24 protein-coding genes are annotated in these 23,863 nt (G+C 41.3%); 22 read left to right on the plus strand and 2 right to left on the minus strand.

Annotation, left to right across the window (positions count from 1 at the left end; translation table 11 throughout):
• Positions 1-34: 34 nt before the first annotated feature.
• The 10 genes from rodZ (at position 35) to tsf (ending at position 8,642) form a co-directional block, all read left to right on the plus strand.
• The gene (gene rodZ / locus HMPREF0850_RS04410) at positions 35-859 is read left to right on the plus strand and encodes a cytoskeleton protein RodZ (protein WP_001227950.1); all 825 of its coding nucleotides are present in this window, start codon (positions 35-37) and stop codon (positions 857-859) included.
• A gap of 10 nt (positions 860-869) precedes the next feature.
• A complete protein-coding gene (gene pgsA / locus HMPREF0850_RS04415) occupies positions 870-1,415 on the plus strand; it encodes a CDP-diacylglycerol--glycerol-3-phosphate 3-phosphatidyltransferase (RefSeq protein ID WP_000712144.1) in 546 nt (181 codons plus the stop codon).
• Positions 1,412-2,239 carry an energy-coupling factor ABC transporter ATP-binding protein gene (locus HMPREF0850_RS04420; protein WP_000835734.1) on the plus strand — a complete coding sequence of 276 codons (828 nt, stop codon included), beginning with the start codon at positions 1,412-1,414 and terminating at the stop codon, positions 2,237-2,239. Before pgsA ends, HMPREF0850_RS04420 begins: the two co-directional genes overlap by 4 nt.
• Entirely contained in the window at positions 2,224-3,063 is an 840-nt protein-coding gene (locus tag HMPREF0850_RS04425; protein ID WP_000513214.1) for an energy-coupling factor transporter ATPase, read from the plus strand. The genes HMPREF0850_RS04420 and HMPREF0850_RS04425 overlap by 16 nt, the downstream gene beginning before the upstream one ends.
• On the plus strand, positions 3,056-3,850 hold the full coding sequence (locus HMPREF0850_RS04430; protein ID WP_000377875.1) for an energy-coupling factor transporter transmembrane component T family protein: 795 nt from the start codon (positions 3,056-3,058) through the stop codon (positions 3,848-3,850). Before HMPREF0850_RS04425 ends, HMPREF0850_RS04430 begins: the two co-directional genes overlap by 8 nt.
• Before the next feature lie 59 nt (positions 3,851-3,909).
• Positions 3,910-4,725, plus strand: coding sequence for a rod shape-determining protein MreC (gene mreC / locus HMPREF0850_RS04435; protein WP_001078966.1), 816 nt, complete (start codon positions 3,910-3,912; stop codon positions 4,723-4,725).
• A gap of 2 nt (positions 4,726-4,727) precedes the next feature.
• Positions 4,728-5,222: a rod shape-determining protein MreD gene (mreD, locus tag HMPREF0850_RS04440; RefSeq protein WP_001237918.1), complete on the plus strand. Its 495-nt coding sequence runs from the start codon at positions 4,728-4,730 to the stop codon at positions 5,220-5,222.
• A gap of 93 nt (positions 5,223-5,315) precedes the next feature.
• A complete protein-coding gene (gene pcsB / locus HMPREF0850_RS04445) occupies positions 5,316-6,521 on the plus strand; it encodes a peptidoglycan hydrolase PcsB (protein WP_000726997.1) in 1,206 nt (401 codons plus the stop codon).
• A 222-nt stretch (positions 6,522-6,743) separates the two neighbouring features.
• Positions 6,744-7,523, plus strand: a complete 780-nt coding sequence (gene rpsB / locus HMPREF0850_RS04450) for a 30S ribosomal protein S2 (protein ID WP_000268473.1) — start codon at positions 6,744-6,746, stop codon at positions 7,521-7,523.
• Between the two features lie 78 nt (positions 7,524-7,601).
• Positions 7,602-8,642 (plus strand): translation elongation factor Ts, encoded by a 1,041-nt coding sequence (tsf, locus tag HMPREF0850_RS04455; RefSeq protein WP_000808060.1) that lies wholly within the window; start codon positions 7,602-7,604, stop codon positions 8,640-8,642.
• Positions 8,643-8,756: 114 nt separating this feature from the next.
• Here tsf and cysK read toward each other — a convergent pair whose 3' ends face one another.
• Both cysK and HMPREF0850_RS04465 read right to left on the minus strand, forming a co-directional pair.
• Positions 8,757-9,683, minus strand: coding sequence for a cysteine synthase A (gene cysK / locus HMPREF0850_RS04460; protein WP_001029448.1), 927 nt, complete (start codon positions 9,681-9,683; stop codon positions 8,757-8,759).
• 155 nt (positions 9,684-9,838) lie between these two features.
• Positions 9,839-10,474, minus strand: coding sequence for a YigZ family protein (locus tag HMPREF0850_RS04465; protein ID WP_000395731.1), 636 nt, complete (start codon positions 10,472-10,474; stop codon positions 9,839-9,841).
• 56 nt (positions 10,475-10,530) lie between these two features.
• On the opposite strand from HMPREF0850_RS04465, the gene HMPREF0850_RS04470 reads away from it, so the two are divergent.
• The 12 genes from HMPREF0850_RS04470 (at position 10,531) to HMPREF0850_RS04525 (ending at position 23,841) form a co-directional block, all read left to right on the plus strand.
• Positions 10,531-11,829 carry a DEAD/DEAH box helicase gene (locus tag HMPREF0850_RS04470; protein ID WP_000861783.1) on the plus strand — a complete coding sequence of 433 codons (1,299 nt, stop codon included), beginning with the start codon at positions 10,531-10,533 and terminating at the stop codon, positions 11,827-11,829.
• Positions 11,826-12,488, plus strand: a complete 663-nt coding sequence (locus HMPREF0850_RS04475) for a ComF family protein (protein ID WP_000995711.1) — start codon at positions 11,826-11,828, stop codon at positions 12,486-12,488. The genes HMPREF0850_RS04470 and HMPREF0850_RS04475 overlap by 4 nt, the downstream gene beginning before the upstream one ends.
• A 79-nt stretch (positions 12,489-12,567) precedes the next feature.
• The gene (hpf, locus tag HMPREF0850_RS04480; protein ID WP_000599119.1) at positions 12,568-13,116 is read left to right on the plus strand and encodes a ribosome hibernation-promoting factor, HPF/YfiA family; all 549 of its coding nucleotides are present in this window, start codon (positions 12,568-12,570) and stop codon (positions 13,114-13,116) included.
• 87 nt (positions 13,117-13,203) lie between these two features.
• Entirely contained in the window at positions 13,204-14,382 is a 1,179-nt protein-coding gene (locus HMPREF0850_RS04485) for an acetyl-CoA C-acetyltransferase (RefSeq protein WP_009013824.1), read from the plus strand.
• A 226-nt stretch (positions 14,383-14,608) separates the two neighbouring features.
• The gene (locus HMPREF0850_RS04490) at positions 14,609-16,513 is read left to right on the plus strand and encodes a DHH family phosphoesterase (protein ID WP_000905411.1); all 1,905 of its coding nucleotides are present in this window, start codon (positions 14,609-14,611) and stop codon (positions 16,511-16,513) included.
• Positions 16,510-16,962: a 50S ribosomal protein L9 gene (rplI, locus tag HMPREF0850_RS04495; protein ID WP_000864206.1), complete on the plus strand. Its 453-nt coding sequence runs from the start codon at positions 16,510-16,512 to the stop codon at positions 16,960-16,962. Before HMPREF0850_RS04490 ends, rplI begins: the two co-directional genes overlap by 4 nt.
• A 43-nt stretch (positions 16,963-17,005) precedes the next feature.
• Positions 17,006-18,358 carry a replicative DNA helicase gene (dnaB, locus tag HMPREF0850_RS04500; RefSeq protein WP_000852472.1) on the plus strand — a complete coding sequence of 451 codons (1,353 nt, stop codon included), beginning with the start codon at positions 17,006-17,008 and terminating at the stop codon, positions 18,356-18,358.
• A 1-nt stretch (position 18,359) separates the two neighbouring features.
• Positions 18,360-18,635, plus strand: a complete 276-nt coding sequence (locus HMPREF0850_RS04505) for a Veg family protein (protein ID WP_001278166.1) — start codon at positions 18,360-18,362, stop codon at positions 18,633-18,635.
• 91 nt (positions 18,636-18,726) lie between these two features.
• Positions 18,727-19,836, plus strand: coding sequence for an SH3 domain-containing protein (locus HMPREF0850_RS04510; RefSeq protein ID WP_000143410.1), 1,110 nt, complete (start codon positions 18,727-18,729; stop codon positions 19,834-19,836).
• Between the two features lie 84 nt (positions 19,837-19,920).
• Positions 19,921-22,554 (plus strand): DNA polymerase I, encoded by a 2,634-nt coding sequence (gene polA / locus HMPREF0850_RS04515; protein WP_009013825.1) that lies wholly within the window; start codon positions 19,921-19,923, stop codon positions 22,552-22,554.
• 275 nt (positions 22,555-22,829) lie between these two features.
• Positions 22,830-23,120: a thiamine-binding protein gene (locus HMPREF0850_RS04520; protein WP_000647670.1), complete on the plus strand. Its 291-nt coding sequence runs from the start codon at positions 22,830-22,832 to the stop codon at positions 23,118-23,120.
• Complete coding sequence (locus tag HMPREF0850_RS04525; protein WP_025168363.1) at positions 23,083-23,841, plus strand: ABC transporter permease; 759 nt, start codon at positions 23,083-23,085, stop codon at positions 23,839-23,841. The genes HMPREF0850_RS04520 and HMPREF0850_RS04525 overlap by 38 nt, the downstream gene beginning before the upstream one ends.
• The last annotated feature ends 22 nt before the right edge of the window (positions 23,842-23,863 follow it).

Raw genomic sequence — 23,863 nt, forward strand, 5'->3', positions numbered from 1 at the left:
AGATAAGTAACCCTAGAAAGAAGGAATGCTAAGTATGAGAAAAAAAACAATTGGTGAGGTTCTGCGTCTAGCCAGAATTAACCAGGGATTGAGTATAGAAGAACTGCAGGCAAAAACGGATATTCAGATGAATTTATTAGAGGCTATGGAGGCTGATGATTTTGATCAACTTCCTAGTCCATTTTATGCTCGTTCTTTTTTGAGAAAATATGCCTGGGCGGTTGAATTGGACGAGCGAATCATTTTGGATGCCTATGATTCGGGAAGCATGATTACCTACGAAGAGGTAGATGTTGATGAAGAAGACTTGTCTGGTCGTAGACGATCAAATAAGAAAAAAACGTCTTATCTCCCCTTGTTTTATTTCGTTCTATTTGCTTTGTCGATTTTAATTTTTGTGACTTATTATGTTTGGAATTATATCCAGACTCAACCAACGCGTCCTTCTTCGCCTAATTATAGTATTGTGAGCTCAACTAGTTCCACAACTTCAACTAGTTCATCTTCTAGTAGTCAGACGTCTAGCTCGTCTTCTACTACGGAATCAACTATTACAGTGTCAGGCGAAGGAAACCGCATTGAAGCTCGGTATAAAACGAGTAAGGAAACAGCTACGGTTCAGCTGGCAGTTTCGGATGTAACTAGCTGGGTTAGTGTTTCAGGAAGCGAGCTAGAGGGTGGTGTGACACTATCTGCAGACAATAAAAATGCAAAAACAACAGTTTCAACTAAGAATCCCGTTACTATCACCTTAGGTGTAGTGAAGGGAGTTACTGTGACTGTAGATAATCAAACAGTTGATACTTCCAAGTTGACGACTCAGACTGGAACTGTAACACTTACATTCACTACAGACTAAGGAAGAAACAATGAAAAAAGAACAAATCCCTAATGTATTAACAATTGGTAGAATTCTCTTTATACCTCTCTTTATTCTTATTTTGACTTTTGGCCATTCACAAGGCAGTCACTTGCTGGCAGCAATCATCTTTGCAGTTGCTAGTATAACGGATTATCTTGATGGCTATCTTGCTCGAAAATGGAATGTAGTCAGCAACTTTGGAAAGTTTGCAGATCCGATGGCCGATAAGCTGTTGGTTATGTCAGCTTTTATCATGTTGATTGAGTTAGGTATGGCTCCAGCTTGGGTTGTTGCTATTATCATCTGTCGTGAACTTGCGGTGACAGGCTTGCGTTTGTTGCTTGTTGAGACGGGAGGGACAGTTCTAGCAGCAGCGATGCCAGGGAAAATTAAGACCTTTAGTCAAATGTTTGCCATTATCTTTTTGCTCTTACATTGGAATTTAATTGGTCAACTGTTGCTTTATATAGCTTTATTTTTCACTATCTACTCTGGTTATGATTATTTCAAGGGTAGCGCTCATGTATTCAAAGGGACATTTGGTTCGAAATGAAATCGATTATTGAAGTAAAAGATCTGTCTTTTCGTTATAAGGAAGACCAAGATTATTATGATGTTAATAATGTCTCGTTTCACGTGAAACGGGGAGAATGGCTTTCGATTGTAGGCCATAATGGGAGTGGGAAATCGACAACTATCCGTTTGATTGATGGCTTGCTTGAAGCAGAGTCTGGGGAAATCTGGATAGATGGCCAATTGCTGTCCTCTGAGAATGTTTGGGACTTGCGTCGTCAAATTGGTATGGTTTTTCAAAATCCAGATAACCAATTTGTAGGGGCGACTGTTGAAGATGATGTTGCCTTTGGCCTAGAAAATCAGGGACTTCCTCGTGAAGAAATGAAAAAGAGAGTGGCTGAATCTTTGGAGTTGGTAGGTATGCTGGACTTTAAGAAGAGAGAACCAGCTCGTTTGTCTGGTGGACAAAAACAACGGGTGGCTATTGCAGGAGTTGTTGCCTTGAGACCAGCTATTTTGATTCTGGACGAGGCTACAAGTATGTTGGATCCTGAGGGACGCAGAGAACTGATTCAGACAGTTCAAGAGATTCGAAAATACCACCAGATGACAGTCGTCTCCATTACGCACGATTTGGAAGAAGTTGCGATGAGTGATCGTGTCTTGGTCATGAAAAAAGGCCAAGTGGAGTCAACCAGCAACCCAAGAGAACTTTTTTCTCGGGATGACCTTGACCAGATAGGGTTAGATGAGCCTTTTACTAATCAATTGAGAGAATCTTTGAGAGAGACTGGTTATCAGTTGCCGGATGGATATTTGACAGAAGGAGAGCTAGAGGACAAGTTATGGGAATTACTCTAGAAAATGTGAGCTTTACCTATCAAGAGGGGACACCCCTATCTTCATCAGCCTTGACTGATGTTTCTTTGACGATTGAGGATAATTCCTATACAGCTTTAGTAGGACACACGGGTAGTGGGAAGTCAACGATTTTACAGCTTTTAAATGGCCTATTGCTACCAAGTAAGGGTTCTGTTCGAGTTCTCGATACCGTCATTACCCCTACATCAACCAATAAAGAAATTCGCCAGATTCGAAAGCAGGTTGGTCTAGTGTTTCAATTTGCTGAAAATCAGATTTTTGAAGAGACTGTTTTGAAAGATGTTGCATTTGGACCGCAAAATTTTGGAGTTTCTGAGGAAGAGGCCAAGAAAATTGCGCGTGAAAAGTTAGCCTTGGTAGGCATCGATGAGTCACTCTTTGAGCGCAGTCCTTTTGAACTTTCGGGTGGCCAGATGAGACGTGTGGCTATAGCGGGTATGCTAGCCATGGAGCCAACTGTCTTGGTTTTGGATGAGCCGACAGCAGGGCTAGATCCTCTGGGCAGAAAAGAATTGATGACCCTGTTTAAAAAACTTCACCTTTCTGGAATGACAATTGTTCTGGTAACGCATTTGATGGATGATGTAGCTGAGTATGCTGATCAGGTTTACGTTATGGAAAAGGGAAGCTTAGTCAAAAGTGGTAAACCGAGCGAAGTTTTCCAAGATGTAGCCTTTATGGAAAATGTGCAGTTAGGTGTGCCTAAAATCACAGCCTTTTGCAAACGTTTGGCAGATAGAGGTATAGCTTTTAAAAAACTGCCAATCAAGATAGAGGAGTTTAAGGAGTCGCTAAATGGATAGTATGATTTTAGGACGTTATATACCAGGGGATTCCATCATTCATCGCTTGGATCCACGTAGTAAATTGCTTGCCATGATCCTGCTGATTTTGATTGTATTTTGGGCCAATAATCCCCTCGCTAATCTCATTCTGTTTGTAGCGACAGGTATATTTATCGCTTTGTCGGGCGTCTCCCTCTCATTTTTCATTCAGGGATTAAAATCCATGTTCTTCCTGATTGCTTTTACAACTCTTTTTCAGCTCTTTTTCATTTCAAGTGGAAATGTCCTATTTGAGTTTTCTTTTATAAGAATAACGGATTATGCGTTGCAACAAGCTGGAATCATTTTCTGTCGTTTTGTGTTGATTATTTTCTTTTCAACTTTGCTAACCTTAACGACCATGCCTTTGAGTCTGGCAGCTGCAGTTGAAGCTCTTTTAGCACCGCTGAAACGCGTGAAAGTTCCCGTTCATGAAATTGGTCTCATGTTATCAATGAGTTTGCGTTTTGTTCCAACCTTGATGGATGACACAACGAGGATTATGAATGCTCAAAAAGCCCGTGGAGTTGACTTTGGCGAAGGTAGCATCGTTCAAAAAGTAAAGGCTATGATTCCGATTTTAATTCCTCTTTTTGCTACGAGCTTAAAGCGTGCAGATTCATTGGCAATAGCCATGGAAGCGCGTGGTTATCAGGGAGGAAAAGGTAGAAGTCAGTATAGACAATTGAGATGGAGTCAAAAGGATACACTGGCGATTCTTGTGATTCTGGTGCTGGGATGTCTCTTATTTTTCTTAAAATCTTAGTGGATTCGTAAGATTGATAAAAAATCACAGTAGTAGATCTTTAGTAAAAAGGTAGGAATATGAACCGTTTTAAAAAATCAAAATATCTAATCATCGTTTTTGTCACAGTTCTGGCAGTTTCTGTACTATTGGTAACAACCTATTCAAGCGCTATTGTGACGAAACTAGGAGATGGGATTTCCTTAGTAGATAGAATTGTTCAAAAACCTTTTCAGTGGTTTGATGCTTTCAAATCGGATTTGGGCCATTTGACGCAGACTTACAATGAAAACGAGAGTCTAAAAAAACAACTCTATCAATTAGAGGTGGAGTCTAATCAATCAGAACGTTTAAAAACAGAAAATGAACAACTACGTCAGTTGCTAGAGATGAAGTCAAAATTACAGGCTACAAAAACCCTAGCAGCAGATGTGATTATGCGTGCTCCAGTATCTTGGAAGCAAGAGTTAACAATTGATGTAGGAAGTTTAAAAGGAGCTTCTGAAAATATGTTGGCCATTGCAAACGGGGGCTTGGTTGGTAGTGTTTCAAAGGTGGAAGATCATTCAACAACTGTCAATCTTTTAACCAACGCTGAAAACACGGATAAGATCTCTGTTAAAATCCAACATGGTTCTACTGAAATTTACGGAATTATCGTTGGTTATGACAAGGAATCTGAACTGCTTAAAATCAGTCAATTAAATAGTAATAGTGACATCAGTGCTGGAGACAAGGTGACTACAGGTGGGCTAGGAAACTTTAATGTCAAAGATATTCCTGTTGGAGAAATTGTTGGTACAACGCACAGCAGTGACTATCTAACACGAGAGGTAACTGTAAAGTTAAGTGCTGATATCAAAGATCTTCATGTGGTAGAGTTAGTGGGGAATTAGCAATGAGATTGTTAAAACAAATTGGTATTTTCTTTTTACTCCCTTTTGTTGTGCTAATTGATGCTCATATTGGACAACTGGTGGGATCCTTTTTCCCCCACTTTCATTTAGCCAGTCATTTTCTGTTTTTGTTTCTCTTATTTGAGACAATCGAAGTATCGGAATATCTCTACCTAGCCTATTGTTTTATAGTGGGTTTGGTTTACGATATCTATTTTTTCCACTTGATTGGAATTGCCACGCTTTTGTTTATCTTGATAGGTGCTTCGCTCCACAAGTTCAATAGCGTGATTTTGACAAATCGTTGGACAAGGATGTTGACCATTATTGTGATCAGTTTTCTGTTTGATATGGGGAGCTATCTTTTGGCTCTTGCCGTAGGACTGACTGTAGATTCCATGCCGGTATTCATCGTCTATAGCCTTGTCCCATCAATGATTTTGAACTTCTTATGGATTGTCATTTTTCAATTTATTTTTGAAAAAATTTATCTATAAGAAAGAAATATAAATGTAACAAAGGCGTAATATTTATTATGTCTTTTTTTGGTATACTAGTAATGTCTCAAATAGAAGGAGTATCGACAGCATATGAAGAAAAAAATCTTAGCGTCACTTTTGTTAAGTACAGTATTGGTCTCACAAACGGCAGTATTGACAACTGTTCGTGCAGAAACAACTGATGAAAAAATTGCTGCTCAAGATAATAAAATTAGCAGTTTAACAGCGCAACAACAAGAAGCTCAAAAGCAAGTGGATCAAATCCAAGGTCAAGTTTCAACAATTCAAGCAGAGCAAGCAAGCTTGCAATCCGAAAACGAAAAATTACAAGCTGAATCTAAAAAACTTGAAGGAGAAATTACAGAGCTTTCTAAAAATATCGTGGCTCGTAATGCTTCTTTAGAAAAACAAGCACGTAGCGCACAGACAAATGGAGCTGCGACTAGCTACATTAATACAATTGTAAATTCAAAATCAATCACAGAAGCCATTTCGCGTGTTGCTGCAATGAGCGAGATTGTATCGGCTAACAACAAAATGTTGGAGCAACAAAAGGCTGATAAAAAAGCAATTTCTGATAAACAAGTAGCCAATAATGAAGCAATCAATACAGTTATTGCGAACCAACAAAAACTGGCTGATGATGCGCAGGCATTGACAACTAAGCAAGCTGAGTTGAAGGTTGCAGAGTTGAATCTTGCTGCTGAGAAAGCTACTGCAGAAGGTGAGAAAGTTAGTTTGCTAGAGCAGAAAGCGGCAGCAGAGGCAGAAGCACGTGCGGCTGCAGAAGCAGAAACAGCTTACAGAGCACGTCAAACAAGCCAACAGCAGTCAGTTGTTGCTTCTGGAAACACAAGTTTCTCTGCTCAAGTACAGGCAACATCAACAACTGACGAGGAAGATTCAAGCTACACTCCGGCACCTGCGCCAGCGCCTGCTAGACAACGTCCAACATACAGCTCAAATGCTTCAAGTTATCCAACTGGTGAATGTACTTGGGGAGCTAAAACATTGGCACCTTGGGCTGGAGATTACTGGGGCAACGGAGCTCAGTGGGCAACAAGTGCAGCCGCAGCAGGATTCCGCACAGGTTCAACTCCACAAGTTGGTGCGATTGCATGTTGGAATGATGGTGGTTATGGACACGTAGCGGTTGTTACAGCAGTTTCATCATCAACTCGTATTCAAGTATCAGAATCAAACTACGGTGGAGATCGTACAATCGGAAACAAACGTGGATGGTTCAACCCAACTACAACTTCTGAAGGTTACGTAACATATATCTATCCAAACTAATGTATAAAACGAAGAGACTCAATCGAGTCTCTTTTAATGTTTTTATCCGAAAGTCCTACTAAAATTCTACTAAATAGCTTGAAAATACTGTTGAAATATGATAGAATAAAACCTGTCGTGTAAACGATAATACTCATTCTTGATGAATTGTGAAACTGTTGCCCCTGGGTCGTTTTGCAAGTTGAAATCTAGAAGAGGAAAAAACAAAAAGGAGAAATACTCATGGCAGTAATTTCAATGAAACAACTTCTTGAGGCTGGTGTACACTTTGGTCACCAAACTCGTCGCTGGAACCCTAAGATGGCTAAGTACATCTTCACTGAGCGTAACGGAATCCACGTTATCGACTTGCAACAAACTGTAAAATACGCTGACCAAGCATACGACTTTATGCGTGACGCAGCAGCTAACGATGCAGTTGTATTGTTTGTTGGTACTAAGAAACAAGCTGCTGACGCTGTTGCTGAAGAAGCTGTACGTTCAGGTCAATACTTCATCAACCACCGTTGGTTGGGTGGAACTCTTACTAACTGGGGAACTATCCAAAAACGTATTGCTCGTTTGAAAGAAATCAAACGTATGGAAGAAGAAGGAATTTTCGACGTTCTTCCTAAGAAAGAAGTTGCACTTCTTAACAAGCAACGTGCACGTCTTGAAAAATTCTTGGGTGGTATCGAAGACATGCCTCGTATCCCAGATGTAATGTACGTAGTTGACCCACATAAAGAGCAAATCGCTGTTAAAGAAGCTAAAAAATTGGGAATCCCAGTTGTAGCGATGGTTGACACAAACACTGATCCAGACGATATCGATGTAATCATCCCAGCTAACGATGACGCTATCCGCGCTGTTAAATTGATCACAGCTAAATTGGCTGACGCTATCATCGAAGGACGCCAAGGAGAAGATGCAGCAGCAGTTGAAGCAGAATTTGCAGCTTCAGAAGCTCAAGCAGACTCAATCGAAGAAATCGTTGAAGTTGTAGAAGGCGATAACGCTTAATTCATACAAATAGTAATTACCTAGGAGGGCGGGGCGTAGCCCGGCTCTCCTATTTTTAAAAAATATAGGAGAATCAAAATGGCAGAAATTACAGCTAAACTTGTAAAAGAGTTGCGTGAAAAATCTGGTGCCGGTGTTATGGACGCTAAAAAAGCGCTTGTAGAAACAGACGGTGATATCGAAAAAGCGATTGAATTGCTTCGTGAAAAAGGTATGGCGAAAGCAGCTAAGAAAGCTGACCGCGTTGCTGCAGAAGGTTTGACTGGTGTTTATGTTAACGGTAACGTTGCAGCAGTAATTGAAGTAAACGCTGAAACTGACTTCGTTGCGAAAAACGCTCAATTCGTTGACTTGGTAAATGCTACAGCTAAAGTAATTGCTGAAGGAAAACCAGCTAACAACGAAGAAGCACTTGCTTTGACAATGCCTTCAGGTGAAACTCTTGAAGCAGCTTATGTATCTGCAACAGCAACTATCGGAGAAAAAATCTCATTCCGTCGTTTTGCTTTGATCGAAAAAACAGATGCACAACACTTTGGAGCTTACCAACACAATGGTGGTCGTATCGGTGTTATCTCAGTTATCGAAGGTGGAGACGAAGCTCTTGCTAAACAATTGTCAATGCACATCGCAGCGATGAAACCAACAGTTCTTTCATACAAAGAATTGGACGCTCAATTCGTTAAAGATGAGTTAGCACAATTGAACCACGTAATCGACCAAGACAACGAAAGCCGTGCAATGGTTAACAAACCAGCCCTTCCACACTTGAAGTATGGATCAAAAGCACAATTGACTGAAGAAGTAATTGCTCAAGCTGAAGCTGACATCAAAGCTGAGTTGGCTGCAGAAGGCAAACCAGAAAAAATCTGGGACAAAATCATCCCAGGTAAAATGGATCGCTTCATGCTTGACAACACTAAAGTTGACCAAGCTTACACACTTCTTGCTCAGGTCTACATCATGGATGATAGCAAGACAGTTGAAGCATACCTTGATTCAGTTAACGCTTCAGTAGTTGAGTTCGCTCGCTTTGAAGTTGGTGAAGGTATCGAGAAAGCTGCAAATGACTTCGAAGCTGAAGTTGCAGCTACAATGGCAGCAGCCTTGAATAACTAATGATAAAAGAGGAAGCAATTTGCTTCCTTTTTCTTTTGCTGTAGGGAACTTAGATTTTTCTTTAAATTGAACAAAGAAAAAGCCCTATAATAAGGGCTAAGTGCATTTAGGAGATTACACTTCAAATTCATAGAGTGCTGTAGACAGATAACGTTCGCCGTTATCTGGTGCTAAAGCAAGGACTTTCTTACCTGTACCTAATTTTTTGGCAACTTCAATTGCCCCGTAAATCGCTGCGGCTGAAGAAATCCCAACAAGGAACCCTTCTTTTCCGCCGATTTCACGGCCAAGCGCAAGGGCATCATCTGATGTTACACGGACGATACCGTCATAGGCTTTTGTATCAAGTGTATCAGGAATAAATCCAGCTGAGATACCTTGAATTTTGTGAGGTCCTGGTTTTTCACCAGACAAGATAGCTGACTCGTCTGCCTCAACTGCATAAACTTGAATGTCTGGATTTGCTGCTTTAAGAGCGTGAGAAACACCTGAAATCGTTCCACCAGTACCAACACCACCCACAAAAGCATCTAGTCCATCAGAACCGAAAGCAGCCAGTATTTCAGCTCCTGTTGTTCTTTCGTGTACTTCAGGATTAGCTGGATTGTTAAATTGGAGTGGAAGGAAGCCGTCACGTTCAGCTGCGATCTCCTGAGCCTTGGCAATTGCGCCTTTCATTCCTTCGCTACCAGGAGTAAGGACGAGTTCAGCACCATAGGCTTGGATAATCTTACGTCGTTCCACACTCATCGTTTCGGGCATGACGATAACAACTTTATATCCCTTAGCAGCACCTACCCAAGAAAGTCCGATACCAGTATTTCCACTCGTTGCCTCAACAATGGTAGCACCTGGTTTTAGAATACCATCTTGTTCCGCTTTTTCAATCATGCTAAGGGCAATACGGTCTTTTACTGACGATCCAGGGTTAAAAGCTTCAAGTTTTACATAAACATCTGCAGCACCCTCTGGAACAATGCTGTTAAGTTTAATAATCGGTGTTTGTCCGATTAGTTCAGTGATATTGTTATAAATAGCCATAGATATACCTCTTTGTATAAGATGATACTAGTATAACGCGCTCAAGGCTATTTGTAAAATATAGAAATCCTATCAAAGCGATAGGATTTTTTTATATCAAAGGTCTGAGCTGTAAATCTGCGAATAAATTTAGTAGGTGCTATCTATATTTTTGTTTACAATAAGTTTACAGGAACTTCAACTTCTCGTAAACCTTGATCTGTTAAAGCAACCTTTCCATTAAAAAACTCCACAAGAGCAGCCTTGATATTTTCTTTCTCTTCCTTGTCAACATAAATTATCGTATCGACTTGATCTGTAAAGTTTGTATCCAGCTCCATGAGATCATGTTCTTTAAGGAAGTTACTGTACTCTTGGTATTGAGCGTAAGACATTTGAATGTCTATACCAGCTTGCTCTTTGATTTCAATAATGCCAATCTCTTTGACAGCCAAGGCCACACTACCTGCATAAGCACGAATTAAACCACCAGCACCTAGCTTAATTCCCCCGAAGTAGCGAGTAACCACTACGCAGACATTGGTAAGATTGTGATTTTCTAAGACACCGAGCATAGGGACTCCAGCAGTACCACTAGGCTCACCATCATCACTCGTGCGCTTAATCTCACTGCGTTCCCCTACAATAAAAGCCGAGCAGTTATGGGTAGCTTTGTAGTGTTCTTTTTTGATGGCCGTGATGAAATTACGAGCCTCTTCTTCACTATAGACACGCTTTGCATGACAGATAAAGCGAGATTTTTTGATTTCTTCGTGGACCTGCCCATCCTCTTTAATTGTTCTAAATTCCATGATTTTATTGTACTAAAAAAATACAAAAAGAGCTAGATATTTACGAATAAAGAAGTATGAAAGTAGATCCAAATTACCTCGGTCGCTTGTTTACTGAGAGAGAATTAACTAAAGAAGAACGTCAAATGGCCGTGAAACTACCAGCAATGAGAAAAGAGAAGGGAAAACTTTTCTGTCAACGGTGTAATAGTAGCATTCTAGAAGAATGGTATTTGCCCATTGGTGCTTACTATTGTAGGGAGTGTTTATTGATGAAGCGAGTCAGGAGTGATCAAGCTTTATACTATTTTACGCAGGAAGATTTTCCTAAGCAAGATGTTCTCAAATGGCGTGGTCAGTTAACACCTTTTCAGGAAAAAGTGTCAGAGGGACTTCTTCAAGCGGTAGACAAGCAAGAGCCAACCTTGGTTCATGCTGTGACAGGTGCTGGAAAGACAGAGATGATCTATCAAGTTGTAGCTAAAGTGATTGATGATGGTGGTGCAGTTTGTTTGGCCAGTCCTCGAATTGATGTATGTTTGGAACTGTATAAGCGACTGCAGAATGACTTTGCTTGCGATATAGCGCTACTCCATGGCGAATCAGAGCCCTATTTTCGAACTCCCTTAGTAGTTGCAACAACTCATCAGTTATTAAAATTTTATCATGCTTTTGATTTGTTGATAGTGGATGAGGTAGATGCCTTTCCTTATGTTGACAACTCTATGCTTTACTATGCTGTAAAGAATAGTGTAAAGGAGGATGGATTAAGGATATTCCTTACAGCAACTTCTACAGATGAGTTAGATAGGAAGGTTCGCACAGGAGAATTAAAACGATTAAGCTTGCCGAGACGGTTTCATGGAAATCCTTTGATTATTCCTAAACCAGTCTGGTTATCGGATTTTAATCGTTATTTAGATAAGAGTCAGTTGTCACCTAAGTTAAAGAGCTCCATTGAGAAGCAGAGAAGAACAGGTTATCCCTTGTTAATCTTTGCATCAGAAATTAAAAAAGGCGAGAAACTAAAAGAAATATTGCAGGAACAGTTTCCAAATGAAAATATCGGCTTTGTTTCCTCTGTCACAGAAAATCGATTAGAGCAGGTGCAAGCTTTTCGAGATGGAGAGTTGACGATACTGATCAGTACGACAATTTTAGAGCGTGGAGTTACCTTCCCTTGTGTGGATGTTTTCGTAGTAGAAGCTAATCATCGTCTCTTTACCAAGTCTAGCTTGATTCAGATTGGTGGGCGAGTTGGGCGTAGTATGGACAGACCAACTGGTAAGTTGCTCTTCTTTCATGATGGATTAAATACTTCCATCAAAAAGGCAATCAAGGAAATCAAGCAGATGAACAAGGAGGCGGGATTATGAATTGTTTATTATGTGGCCAGTCAACAAAGAGTGACTTGACATTTAGTCACCTCTTACTGTTTAAGAATGAGCACAACTATCTTTGCTCAGCTTGTGATTCTACTTTTGAGAAGATTGGTGAAGACCATTGTCCAAACTGCATGAAAAGAGGGTTGTCAACAACGTGTCAAGATTGTAAACTTTGGTGTGAAGATGGGATTCAAGTTGATCATAAAGCAATCTTCACCTATAATCAAGCTATGAAAGACTTCTTTAGTCGATATAAGTTTGATGGGGATTTTCTGCTTAGAAAGGTTTTTACTCCTGTACTTGCAGATGAGTTGAAAAAGTATAGAGACTATGAATTTGTGGTAATTCCCCTAAGTCCTGAAAGATTGCTTGAGAGAGGATTTAATCAGGTTGAAGGTTTGGTTGAGGCAGCAGGATTTTCCTTTCAAGATTTACTAGGGAAAAGAGAAGAGAAGGCTAGTTCTTCTAAGAATCGCTCAGAACGATTAGCTACTGAAATTCCTTTTTATATTAAAACAGAGGCCCCTCTTCCTAAGAAGATTTTGGTTATTGATGACATCTATACGACAGGGGCGACTATCAATCGTGTGAAGCGACTTTTTGAAGAGGCAGGTGTTTTGGAAGTCAAAACTTTTTCTCTTGTAAGATAAGGAAAAAATTTGCAAAATGAAAATGAAAGCGTTATAATATAGTTAGAAAAATAAAAATGTTTAGAAAGAAGGTACTTATATGATTAAATATAGTATCCGTGGTGAAAACCTAGAAGTAACAGAAGCAATTCGCAATTATGTAGTTTCTAAACTCGAAAAGATCGAAAAATATTTTCAACCTGAACAAGAGTTGGATGCACGTGTCAACTTGAAAGTTTACCGTGAAAAAACAGCAAAAGTTGAAGTAACAATTCCACTTGGGTCAATTACTCTTCGTGCAGAAGATATTTCTCAAGATATGTATGGTTCTATCGATCTTGTAACAGATAAAATTGAACGCCAGATTCGAAAAAATAAAACAAAAATCGAACGCAAGAATAAAAATAAGGTTGCAACAAGCCAACTCTTTACAGATGCTTTAGTTGAAGATGCAAATGTTGTGCAGCCAAAAGTGGTTCGTTCAAAACAAATTGATTTAAAACCAATGGATTTGGAAGAAGCTCTTCTTCAAATGGACTTGTTGGGACATGATTTCTTTATCTATGTAGACGTAGAAGATCAAACAACAAATGTTTTGTATCGCCGTGAGGATGGTGAAGTTGGTTTGCTAGAAGTTAAGGAATCATAAAATCTTGACAACTATGTAAAAGTGGTTTACACAATTGTAAACCACTTTTGTATTGCATCATTATAAGAGGCATAAATGGAGGTAGTTATGAAAGACGTGGTGATTGTTTCGGCAGTGCGGACTCCTATAGGCTCCTTTGGAGGAAGCTTGAAGAATGTTTCAGCTGTTGATTTGGGATCTTTGGTAATTAAGAGTGCTTTGGAAAAAGCGAATATTAAACCAGAGCAAGTAGACGAAGTGATTATGGGGAATGTCCTAGGCGCAGGTTTAGGCCAAAATGTGGCTCGCCAAATGAGTATTCATGCGGGACTTCCTGAATTTACACCAGCCTTTACTATTAATAAGGTTTGTGGTTCTGGTTTGAAGGCAGTTCAGTTAGCTGCTCAAGCGATTCAGTGTGGCGATGCAGATATTGTCGTAGCTGGTGGTGCAGAAAACATGAGTCAGGCTCCATATGTTTTGCCAAACTTCCGTTGGGGCGGCCGTATGGGCGATTCGAAAGTTGTAGATACCATGATTAAGGACGGTTTGTCTGATGCTTTTAACGAATACCATATGGGGATTACAGCTGAGAATGTGGCTGAAGAATATGGTATTAGCCGGGATGAACAAGATGCTCTTGCTTTGGAATCACAAAAACGAGCAGTGGCGGCTATAGAATCTGGACGCTTTAAGAAAGAGATTGTTCCAGTGGTCATTCCTCAACGCAAAGGTGATCCTATTGTCTTTGATACAGATGAATTTCCTAGAAAAGATGCCAGCTTGGAGAGCTTGTCTAAGCTAGGTCCTGTTTTCAAAAAAGACGGTTCTGTTACAGCGGGAAATGCCTCAGGCATCAATGATGGGGCGTCAGCAGTCCTAATCATGAGTGCTGAAAAAGCTGAAGAATTAGGATTGCCAGTGATTGTCCGCATTCGTTCGTATGCAAGTGCAGGTTTGGATCCTAAGATGATGGGATGTGGGCCGATTTATGCAACTCGCAAGGCTCTTGAAAAAGGTAATTTGACAGTTGATGATCTCGACTTGATCGAGTCAAATGAAGCTTTTGCTGCCCAGACTTGTGCAGTCGGTAAAACTCTAGGCTTCAACACAGATATTGTCAATGTCAATGGTGGCGCGATTGCTCTCGGTCACCCAATTGGAGCTTCAGGCTGTCGTATCTTAGTGACTCTGGTACATGAGATGATGAAACGTGATGCTAAAACTGGGTTAGCAACTCTCTGTATCGGAGGGGGAATGGGAACAGCTCTTATCGTGGAACGTTAGATGATAGTAATCTGAACACGTGGGTAGGAGGGTGATGAATCCCTCCTACTTTTGTGTCTGAGAATTAGAAGAGATCAATCATGAAAGAAAGGCTTACCTCTTTTTAAAGGTCGCTTTTTAAGGCTTTTTGTGATATAATAATGCGCAAGAGGTTTAGAATGAAAAAAATAATTTAACCCCGATTTCTGCGGTTCTACTAGGGATTGCAACTTTCGGAACCTTAACAATGCTGATTATTTTTTCACAAAATAATGTTGTAACAATCAGTGCCTTGTTTTTATTTGTACTTCTTTATCTGCTTTTATTCATCTGGCAAAAAAAACGGTATGAAAAGAGCGAAATTGAACAAATCCAATACGTAAACCATCAAGCGGAAGATAGCTTGAACACGCTGCTCGATCAAATGCCAGTTGGTGTTCTGAAGTTAGATTTATCCAGTGGCGAAGTCGAATGGTTTAATCCTTATGCTGAGTTGATTTTGACGACTGAAGAAGGCGAAATTGATGTTGACTTGATTCAAACCATTATCAAAGCTTCTGTTGGGAATCCTGGTTCGTATGCTACTTTAGGCGAAACACGCTATGCTGTTCATATGGACAAGGCTTCGGGTGTTTTGTATTTCTTTGATGTTTCTGGGGAGTACGAAGCAACTGTCGAATTGGTAACCAGTCGACCAGTGATTGGGGTTATCTCGGTAGACAACTACGATGATCTAGAAGATGCAACCTCCGACTCCGATATTAGTCATATCAATAGTTTTGTGGCAAATTTTGTTTCAGAATTTGCTAGTAAGTATGCTATGTTTTCTCGGCGTGTGGGTATGGACCGCTTTTATTTATTTACTGATTACACAGTTCTTGAGGGTTTGATGAATGATAAATTCTCTGTGATTGATGCCTTTCGTGAGGAGGCAAAACAGAGACAGTTGCCATTGACCTTGAGCATGGGCTTTTCTTATGGTGATGGAAATCATGATGAGATAGGGAAAGTCGCTCTAAGGAACTTAAACCTAGCTGAGGTTCGTGGTGGGGACCAGGTGGTTGTCAAGGAAAATGATGAAACCAAGAACCCAGTCTACTTTGGTGGTGGTTCCGCAGCCTCTGTTAAGAGAACAAGAACACGTACCAGAGCCATGATGACAGCTATTTCAGATAAAATTAGAAGTGTAGACCAAGTCTTTGTAGTCGGGCACAAGAATCTGGATATGGATGCCTTGGGGTCTGCGGTCGGTATGCAGCTGTTTGCGAGCAATATTACTGAAAATAGCTATGCGGTCTACGATGCAGATCAAATGTCACCAGATATCGAGCGTGCGGTCAACTTTTTGGAAAAAGAGGGTGTCACTAAGCTCTTGCCTCTGGCTGATGCGATGAGATTGGTCACCAAGCGCTCTTTGTTGATTTTAGTGGATCATTCCAAGACGGCTTTGACTTTGTCAAAAGATTTTTATGATTTGTTCACTCAAACTATTGTTATTGACCATCATAGACGTGATCAGGATTTCCCTGAGAATGCAGTCATCACCTATATCGAAAGTGGAGCAAGTAGTGCGAGTGAGTTGGTCACAGAGTTGATTCAGTTCCAAAATTCTAAGAAAAATCGTTTGAGTCGTATGCAGGCTAGTGTACTGATGGCTGGTATGATGCTGGATACCAAAAACTTTACGTCACGAGTAACGAGTAGAACCTTTGATGTAGCTAGCTACCTCAGAACACGGGGAAGTGACAGTATTGCTATCCAGGAGATTGCTGCGACAGATTTTGAAGAATATCGTGAGGTAAATGAACTCATTTTACAAGGACGTAAATTGGGTTCAGATGTCTTAATTGCCCAAGCTGAGGACTCAACTACTTATGATACGGTTGTCATCAGTAAGGCTGCCGATGCTATGTTGGCTATGTCTGGTATTGAGGCTAGTTTCGTTCTAGCAAAAAATACACAAGGATTTATCTCAATCTCAGCTCGAAGTCGCAGTAAAATCAATGTCCAACGCATTATGGAAGAGTTGGGCGGTGGTGGTCACTTTAACCTAGCTGCTGCGCAGATTAAGGATATGAGTCTATCAGAAGTTGGAGAAAAATTGACTCAACTTATTTTAGATGAATTAAAAGAAAAGGAGAAAGAAGAATGAAAGTAATCTTTTTAGCAGATGTCAAAGGAAAAGGGAAAAAAGGCGAAATCAAGGAAGTGCCAACTGGCTACGCCCAAAACTTCCTGATTAAAAAGAATTTGGCTAAGGAAGCGACTGCTCAGGCAATCGGTGAATTGCGTGGAAAACAAAAATCAGAAGAAAAGGCTCATGCAGAGATGTTAGCAGAGGCAAGAGCCATCAAAGCCAAGCTTGAAGCAGAAGAGACTGTCGTAGAGTTTGTTGAAAAAGTTGGACCAGATGGCCGTACCTTTGGATCCATCACCAACAAGAAAATTGCAGAAGAATTGCAAAAGCAGTTTGGTATCAATATTGACAAGCGTCACATTCAAGTAAAAGCACCAATTCGAGCAGTAGGTTTGATTGATGTACCAGTAAAAATCTACCAAGATGTAACAAGCGTCATCAATCTTCGTGTAAAAGAAGGTTAAGTTTACAACTTCTTGACAAGATTATAAAAGGAAGGAAAGTCGGATGGCAGAAGTAGAGGAACTGCGAGTTCAACCTCAGGATATTTTGGCCGAACAATCTGTTCTGGGGGCTATTTTTATAGATGAGAGCAAGCTCGTTTTTGTCCGAGAATACATTGATTCTCGAGACTTCTTTAAGTATGCTCATCGGTTGATTTTCCAAGCGATGGTAGATTTGTCGGATCGTGGAGAGGCGATTGATGCGACGACAGTTCGAACGATTTTGGATAACCAAGGGGATCTCCAAAATATTGGTGGCTTGTCTTACCTTGTCGAAATTGTCAATTCTGTACCAACTTCAGCTAACGCGGAGTATTATGCTAAAATCGTTGCAGAAAAGGCTATGCTACGTCGCTTGATTTCCAAGTTGACAGACTCTGTCAACCAAGCCTATGAGGCTTCTAAGCCTGTAGATGAAATCATTGCGCAGGCTGAAAAGGGACTCATTGATGTTAGTGAAAACGCCAATCGTAGTGGTTTCAAAAATATCCGTGATATTTTAAATATCAACTTTGGAAACCTAGAAGTTCGGTCACAACAAACAACGGATATCACGGGTATTGCAACGGGCTACCGTGATTTGGATTATATGACGACAGGTCTCCATGAGGAGGAACTGATTATTATCGCAGCTCGTCCTGCGGTCGGTAAAACAGCCTTTGCCTTGAACATTGCTCAGAATATCGGAACCAAGTTAGACAAGACTGTAGCTATCTTTTCACTGGAAATGGGTGCGGAAAGTCTAGTAGATCGTATGTTGGCGGCCGAAGGCTTGGTGGAGTCCCATTCTATCCGTACGGGTCAATTGACTGATGAGGAATGGCAAAAGTATACCATTGCCCAAGGGAATCTGGCCAACGCGAGTATCTATATCGATGATACACCAGGGATTCGGATTACGGAAATTCGTTCGCGCTCACGCAAACTGGCTCAAGAAACAGGCAATCTAGGCTTGATTTTGATCGACTACCTACAGCTTATCACAGGGACTGGTCGTGAAAACCGCCAACAAGAAGTTTCTGAAATTTCTCGTCAGTTGAAAATTCTAGCTAAGGAATTGAAAGTTCCAGTCATTGCTCTTAGTCAGTTATCTCGTGGAGTGGAACAGCGTCAGGATAAGAGACCAGTCTTGTCTGATATTCGTGAATCGGGTTCTATCGAGCAGGATGCAGATATCGTAGCCTTTCTATACCGTGACGACTACTACGATCGTGCGGGTGAAGAAGAGGAAGGAATTCCAAATAACAAGGTAGAGGTTATCATCGAGAAAAACCGTAGTGGAGCTCGTGGAACGGTGGAATTGATTTTCCAAAAAGAATACAATAAATTTTCAAGTATCTCAAAGAGGGAGGCATAAGATGTCAGATGCATTTACAGATGTAGCCAAGATGAAAAAAATCAAAGAAGAAATCAAGGCGCATGAGGGACAAGTCGTTGAAATGACTTTGGAAAACGGCCGTAAGCGCCAAAAAAATAGATTGGGTAAGCTAATTGAGGTTTATCCGTCCCTATTTATCGTTGAATTTGGGGATGTTGAGGGGGACAAACAAGCTAATGTTTACGTTGAATCTTTCACCTACTCAGATATCTTGACAGAGAAGAATTTGATTCGCTATCTAGACCAAGAATCCTAAAATGAAGTGGGCTTTGCTCACTTTTTTCTTTTTTTCCCGAATAGTATAAACGAGGGGAACCTCGGAAATTTATATTATATAAGGAGAATGAATGACGTTTTTAAAATCAGGAGTTAAGAAGAGTAGATATACGCAGTTGGGTGTAGGATTGGCTACATTGTTGGTTACGAGTGCTTTTTTGTTTGGTGGTGAATCGGTTAAAGCTGATAGTGTAGCGCTTGGAGATGACTACCCGCTTCACTATAAAAATGGTAGTGTAGAAATCGACCAGTGGCGGATGTATTCTCGCCAGTGTACGTCTTTTGCGGCCTTTCGTTTGAGTAGTGTGAATGGCTTTGAGATCCCGCCTGCTTATGGAAATGCAAATGAATGGGGGCACCGCGCAAGGCGAGAAGGCTACCGTGTTGATAGCAAGCCAGAAATTGGCTCTATCGCTTGGTCGACAGAAGGTTATTATGGGCATGTGGCCTGGGTATCAAATGTATTAGGGGATACGATTGAGATCGAAGAGTATAACTATGGAGTTAGGGAGAAATACAATCGTCGCAGCGTAAAAGCTAGCTCTATGACAGGCTTTATCCATTTTAAGGACTTGGTAGGGAATGATGGTAGAACTGGAAATCCTATCAGGTCAGGGTTGGCGTATAGTGGGACTCACACGTTTACTCAAAAGTCTGCCATTCGAAACCAGCCGTCAAGCACAGCGCAAGTTATCGACTACTACTATCCTGGTGAAAATGTTAGCTACGATCAAATCGTAGAAAAGGACGGTTATAAGTGGCTTAGTTACCTGTCCTATAGTGGAATGAGGAGATACGTCCAGTATATGGAACCAGAATCGGTGGAGAATGGTTGGAAGAAGCAAAACGGTATTTGGAATTACCGTGAGAACGGGAAACTCGCAACTGGTTGGAAGAAAATAAATGGCAGTTGGTATCACTTTAAAGGCAATGGTACTATGTCAACAGGTTGGGTGAAGGATGGCTCGCATTGGTACTATCTAAAGGCATCAGGGGAGATGCAGACAGGTTGGCTCAAGGAAAATGGAACATGGTATTATTTGGAAAGTTCAGGGGCTATGAAGTCTAGCCAGTGGTTCCAAGTAGGAGGAAAGTATTACTACGTCAAGGCTTCAGGGGCTTTAGCAGTGAATACCACTGTGGATGGCTATCGAGTAGATAGTAATGGAGCGAGAATCTAGAAAGAATATAAAAAAGAGGAATTCACTACCATTTGCCTATTCTTTCCTATGGTATTTTTCCCCTCTTTCCTTTATAATGGGTGTATGGACAAGAAAAAATTATTATTAATTGATGGATCTTCTGTTGCTTTTCGAGCTTTTTTTGCGCTCTATCAGCAGTTGGATCGTTTTAAAAATGCTAATGGCCTTCATACCAATGCAATCTATGGCTTTCAACTCATGTTGAATCATGTCTTAGAGCGGGTTGAGCCCAGCCATGTTTTGGTAGCCTTTGATGCAGGTAAGACGACTTTCCGAACAGAGATGTATGCAGACTACAAGGGTGGTCGTGCTAAAACTCCAGATGAGTTTCGTGAGCAATTTCCCTTCATTCGTGAGTTGTTAGACCATCTTGGGATTCGCCACTATGAGCTGCCCCAGTATGAGGCAGATGATATCATCGGGACCCTAGGTCGTTTGGCTGAGAAGGATTCTTTTGATGTGACAATCGTCAGCGGAGACAAGGACTTGATCCAGTTGACGGATGAGCATACGGTGGTCGAGATTTCCAAGAAAGGTGTGGCTGAGTTTGAGGCCTTTACACCAGATTACCTTATGGAAAAGATGGGCATTACCCCAGCTCAGTTTATCGATCTTAAGGCCCTCATGGGGGATAAATCTGATAATATCCCTGGTGTTACTAAGATTGGTGAAAAGACGGGTATCAAACTCTTGCTGGAGCATGGTTCGCTTGAGGGTATTTATGAAAATATCGATGGGATGAAGGCTTCTAAGATGAAGGAAAATCTCATCAATGATAAGGAACAAGCCTTTTTGTCTAAAACCTTGGCGACCATTGAGACTCAGGCACCGATTGAGATTGGTCTGGAAGACTTGGTATATAATGGCCCAGATGTGGAAAATCTCGGGAAATTCTACGATGAGATGGGCTTCAAACAGCTCAAACAAGCTCTAAATGTTTCGTCGAAGGATGCGCCTGAGAGCTTGGATTTCACTATCGTTGACCACGTCAGTCAAGACATGCTGAGTGCCGACTCTATCTTCCACTTTGAACTCTTTGGTGAGAACTACCATACAGATGACTTGGTTGGTTTTGCCTGGTCCTGCGGAGATAGACTTTACGCCACAGATAAACTTGAGCTCTTGCAGGAGCCGATTCTCAAGGAATTTTTAGAAAAAACACCTCTTAAAGTGTATGACTTTAAGAAAGCTAAGGTTCTTTTAAATCGTTTTGGTTTGAACCTGCAGGCTCCTGCTTTTGACAGTCGCTTGGCCAAATACCTCCTCTCTACTGTCGAGAACAATGAAATTTCAACCATTGCGAATCTCTATGGCCAGACTTACTTGGTTGATGATGAGACTTTCTACGGCAAGGGAGTTAAGAAAGCCATCCCTGAACGAGAGAAATTCTTGGAGCATTTGGCTCGCAAGGTTGCTGTTTTGGTTGAGACCGAGCCTGTTTTGCTTGAAAAACTCAGTGAACACGGGCAGTTAGATCTCCTCTATGACATGGAGCAACCTCTAGCTTTTGTCCTTGCCAAGATGGAAATCGCTGGGATCAAGGTCAAAAAAGAAACCCTGCTTGAGATGCAGGCTGAAAATGAGGTCGTCATTGAGCAACTCACTCAAGAGATTTACGAACTAGCTGGTGAAGAGTTTAATATCAATTCCCCTAAGCAGTTGGGCGTGCTGCTCTTTGAAAAGCTTGGTCTGCCTCTAGAATACACCAAGAAAACCAAGACAGGTTACTCGACAGCGGTGGATGTGCTAGAGCGACTGGCTCCTATTGCGCCGATTGTTAAGAAAATCCTCGATTATCGTCAGATTGCTAAGATTCAATCTACCTATGTGATTGGTTTGCAGGACTGGATTTTGGCTGATGGCAAGATTCACACGCGCTATGTACAGGATTTGACCCAGACTGGGCGTCTGTCTAGTGTGGATCCAAACTTGCAAAATATCCCTGTTCGTTTGGAGCAAGGCCGTCTCATTCGTAAGGCTTTTGTGCCTGAGTGGGAGGATAGTGTGCTGCTCAGCTCGGACTATTCGCAGATTGAGTTGCGCGTTTTGGCTCATATTTCTAAAGATGAGCACTTAATTAAGGCTTTCCAAGAAGGAGCTGATATCCATACTTCAACGGCCATGCGGGTCTTTGGAATTGAACGTCCTGAGGATGTGACTCCAAACGACCGTCGTAATGCCAAGGCGGTTAACTTTGGAGTGGTTTACGGGATTTCAGACTTTGGTTTGTCTAATAATCTAGGCATCAGCCGTAAGGAAGCAAAAGCCTACATTGACACTTACTTTGAACGTTTCCCAGGTATTAAAAACTACATGGATGAGGTGGTGCGTGAAGCGCGTGATAAGGGCTATGTAGAGACCCTCTTCAAGCGTCGTCGTGAGTTGCCAGATATCAATTCGCGCAACTTCAACATTCGTGGTTTTGCAGAGCGAACTGCCATCAACTCTCCTATCCAGGGCTCAGCAGCAGATATTCTCAAGATTGCTATGATCCAGCTAGACAAAGCTCTAGTTGAAGGTGGCTATCAGACCAAGATGCTGTTGCAAGTGCACGATGAAATCGTTCTTGAAGTTCCAAAGGCAGAATTAGCAGCCGTCAAAGTACTGGTGAAACAAACCATGGAAGAAGCCATCCAGCTCAGTGTTCCTCTCATTGCAGATGAAAATGAAGGAGCAACTTGGTACGAGGCTAAATAAGAAAGATATGATAGAGTTTGAAGTACTTGCCTTCAAACTCTTTTTCATGATTTTCTGTAAGCAGTTTCCTTGACTTATCCTTTTTTTTGCGTTATCATATGTCCATATAAGATACGGGAGTCTGTGTACAGTCTGAGAGGAAGTGTTAAACTTCGACCGCACCTGATCTGGGTAATGCCAGCGTAGGGAAGGATACTTAGCCGAATTCTGCACCTTTTCCGTATATGGAAGGGGTTTTCTTTTTGTCAAAAGGAAGCCTAGAAGAGGAGGTTTTTATGAAAGCAAGCATTGCCTTGCAGGTCTTGCCCTTATCACAGGGGATTGATCGAATTGCTATTATCGATCAGGTTATTGCTTATCTGCAAGCTCAGTCCGTGATCATGGTGGTGACACCATTTGAAACGGTCTTGGAAGGGGAGTTTGATGAGCTCATGCGCATTCTCAAAGACGCACTAGAAGTGGCAGGGCAGGAGGCAGATAATGTCTTTGCCAATGTCAAAATAAATGTAGGAGAAATTTTAAGTATTGATGAGAAACTTAAAAAGTATACTGAGACGTCACATTAGTCTATTTGGTTTTCTAGGAGTCTTGTCAATCTGGCAGTTAGCGGGAATATTCAAACTTTTACCCAAGTTTATCCTGCCAACCCCTTTTGAAATTCTCCAGGCCTTTGTTCGTGACAGAGAATTTCTCTGGCACCATAGCTGGGCGACCTTGAGAGTGGCTTTGCTAGGTCTAGTTTTAGGAGTCTTGATTGCTTGTATCATGGCTGTGCTCATGGATAGTCTGACTTGGCTCAATGACCTTATCTACCCTATGATGGTGGTTGTCCAGACTATCCCGACCATTGCCATAGCCCCTATCTTGGTCTTGTGGCTAGGTTATGGGATTTTGCCCAAGATTGTCTTGATTATCTTGACGACAACCTTCCCTATCATCGTCAGCATTTTAGACGGATTTAGGCATTGTGACAAGGATATGCTGACCTTGTTTAGTCTGATGCGGGCCAAGCCTTGGCAAATCCTTTGGCATTTTAAAATCCCTGTCAGCCTGCCCTACTTTTATGCAGGTCTGAGGGTCAGTGTCTCCTACGCCTTTATCACAACAGTGGTATCTGAGTGGTTGGGAGGCTTTGAAGGACTAGGTGTTTACATGATTCAGTCCAAGAAACTGTTTCAGTATGATACTATGTTTGCCATTATTATTCTGGTGTCGATTATTAGCCTTCTGGGTATGAAGTTGGTCGATGTCAGCGAAAAATATGTGATTAAATGGAAACGTTCATAGGACAAGAACGTTTGAGAAAAAG

The sequence above is a fragment of the Streptococcus sp. M143 genome (assembly GCF_000162495.1).
In the GTDB taxonomy this organism is placed as follows: Bacteria; Bacillota; Bacilli; order Lactobacillales; family Streptococcaceae; genus Streptococcus; species Streptococcus dentisani.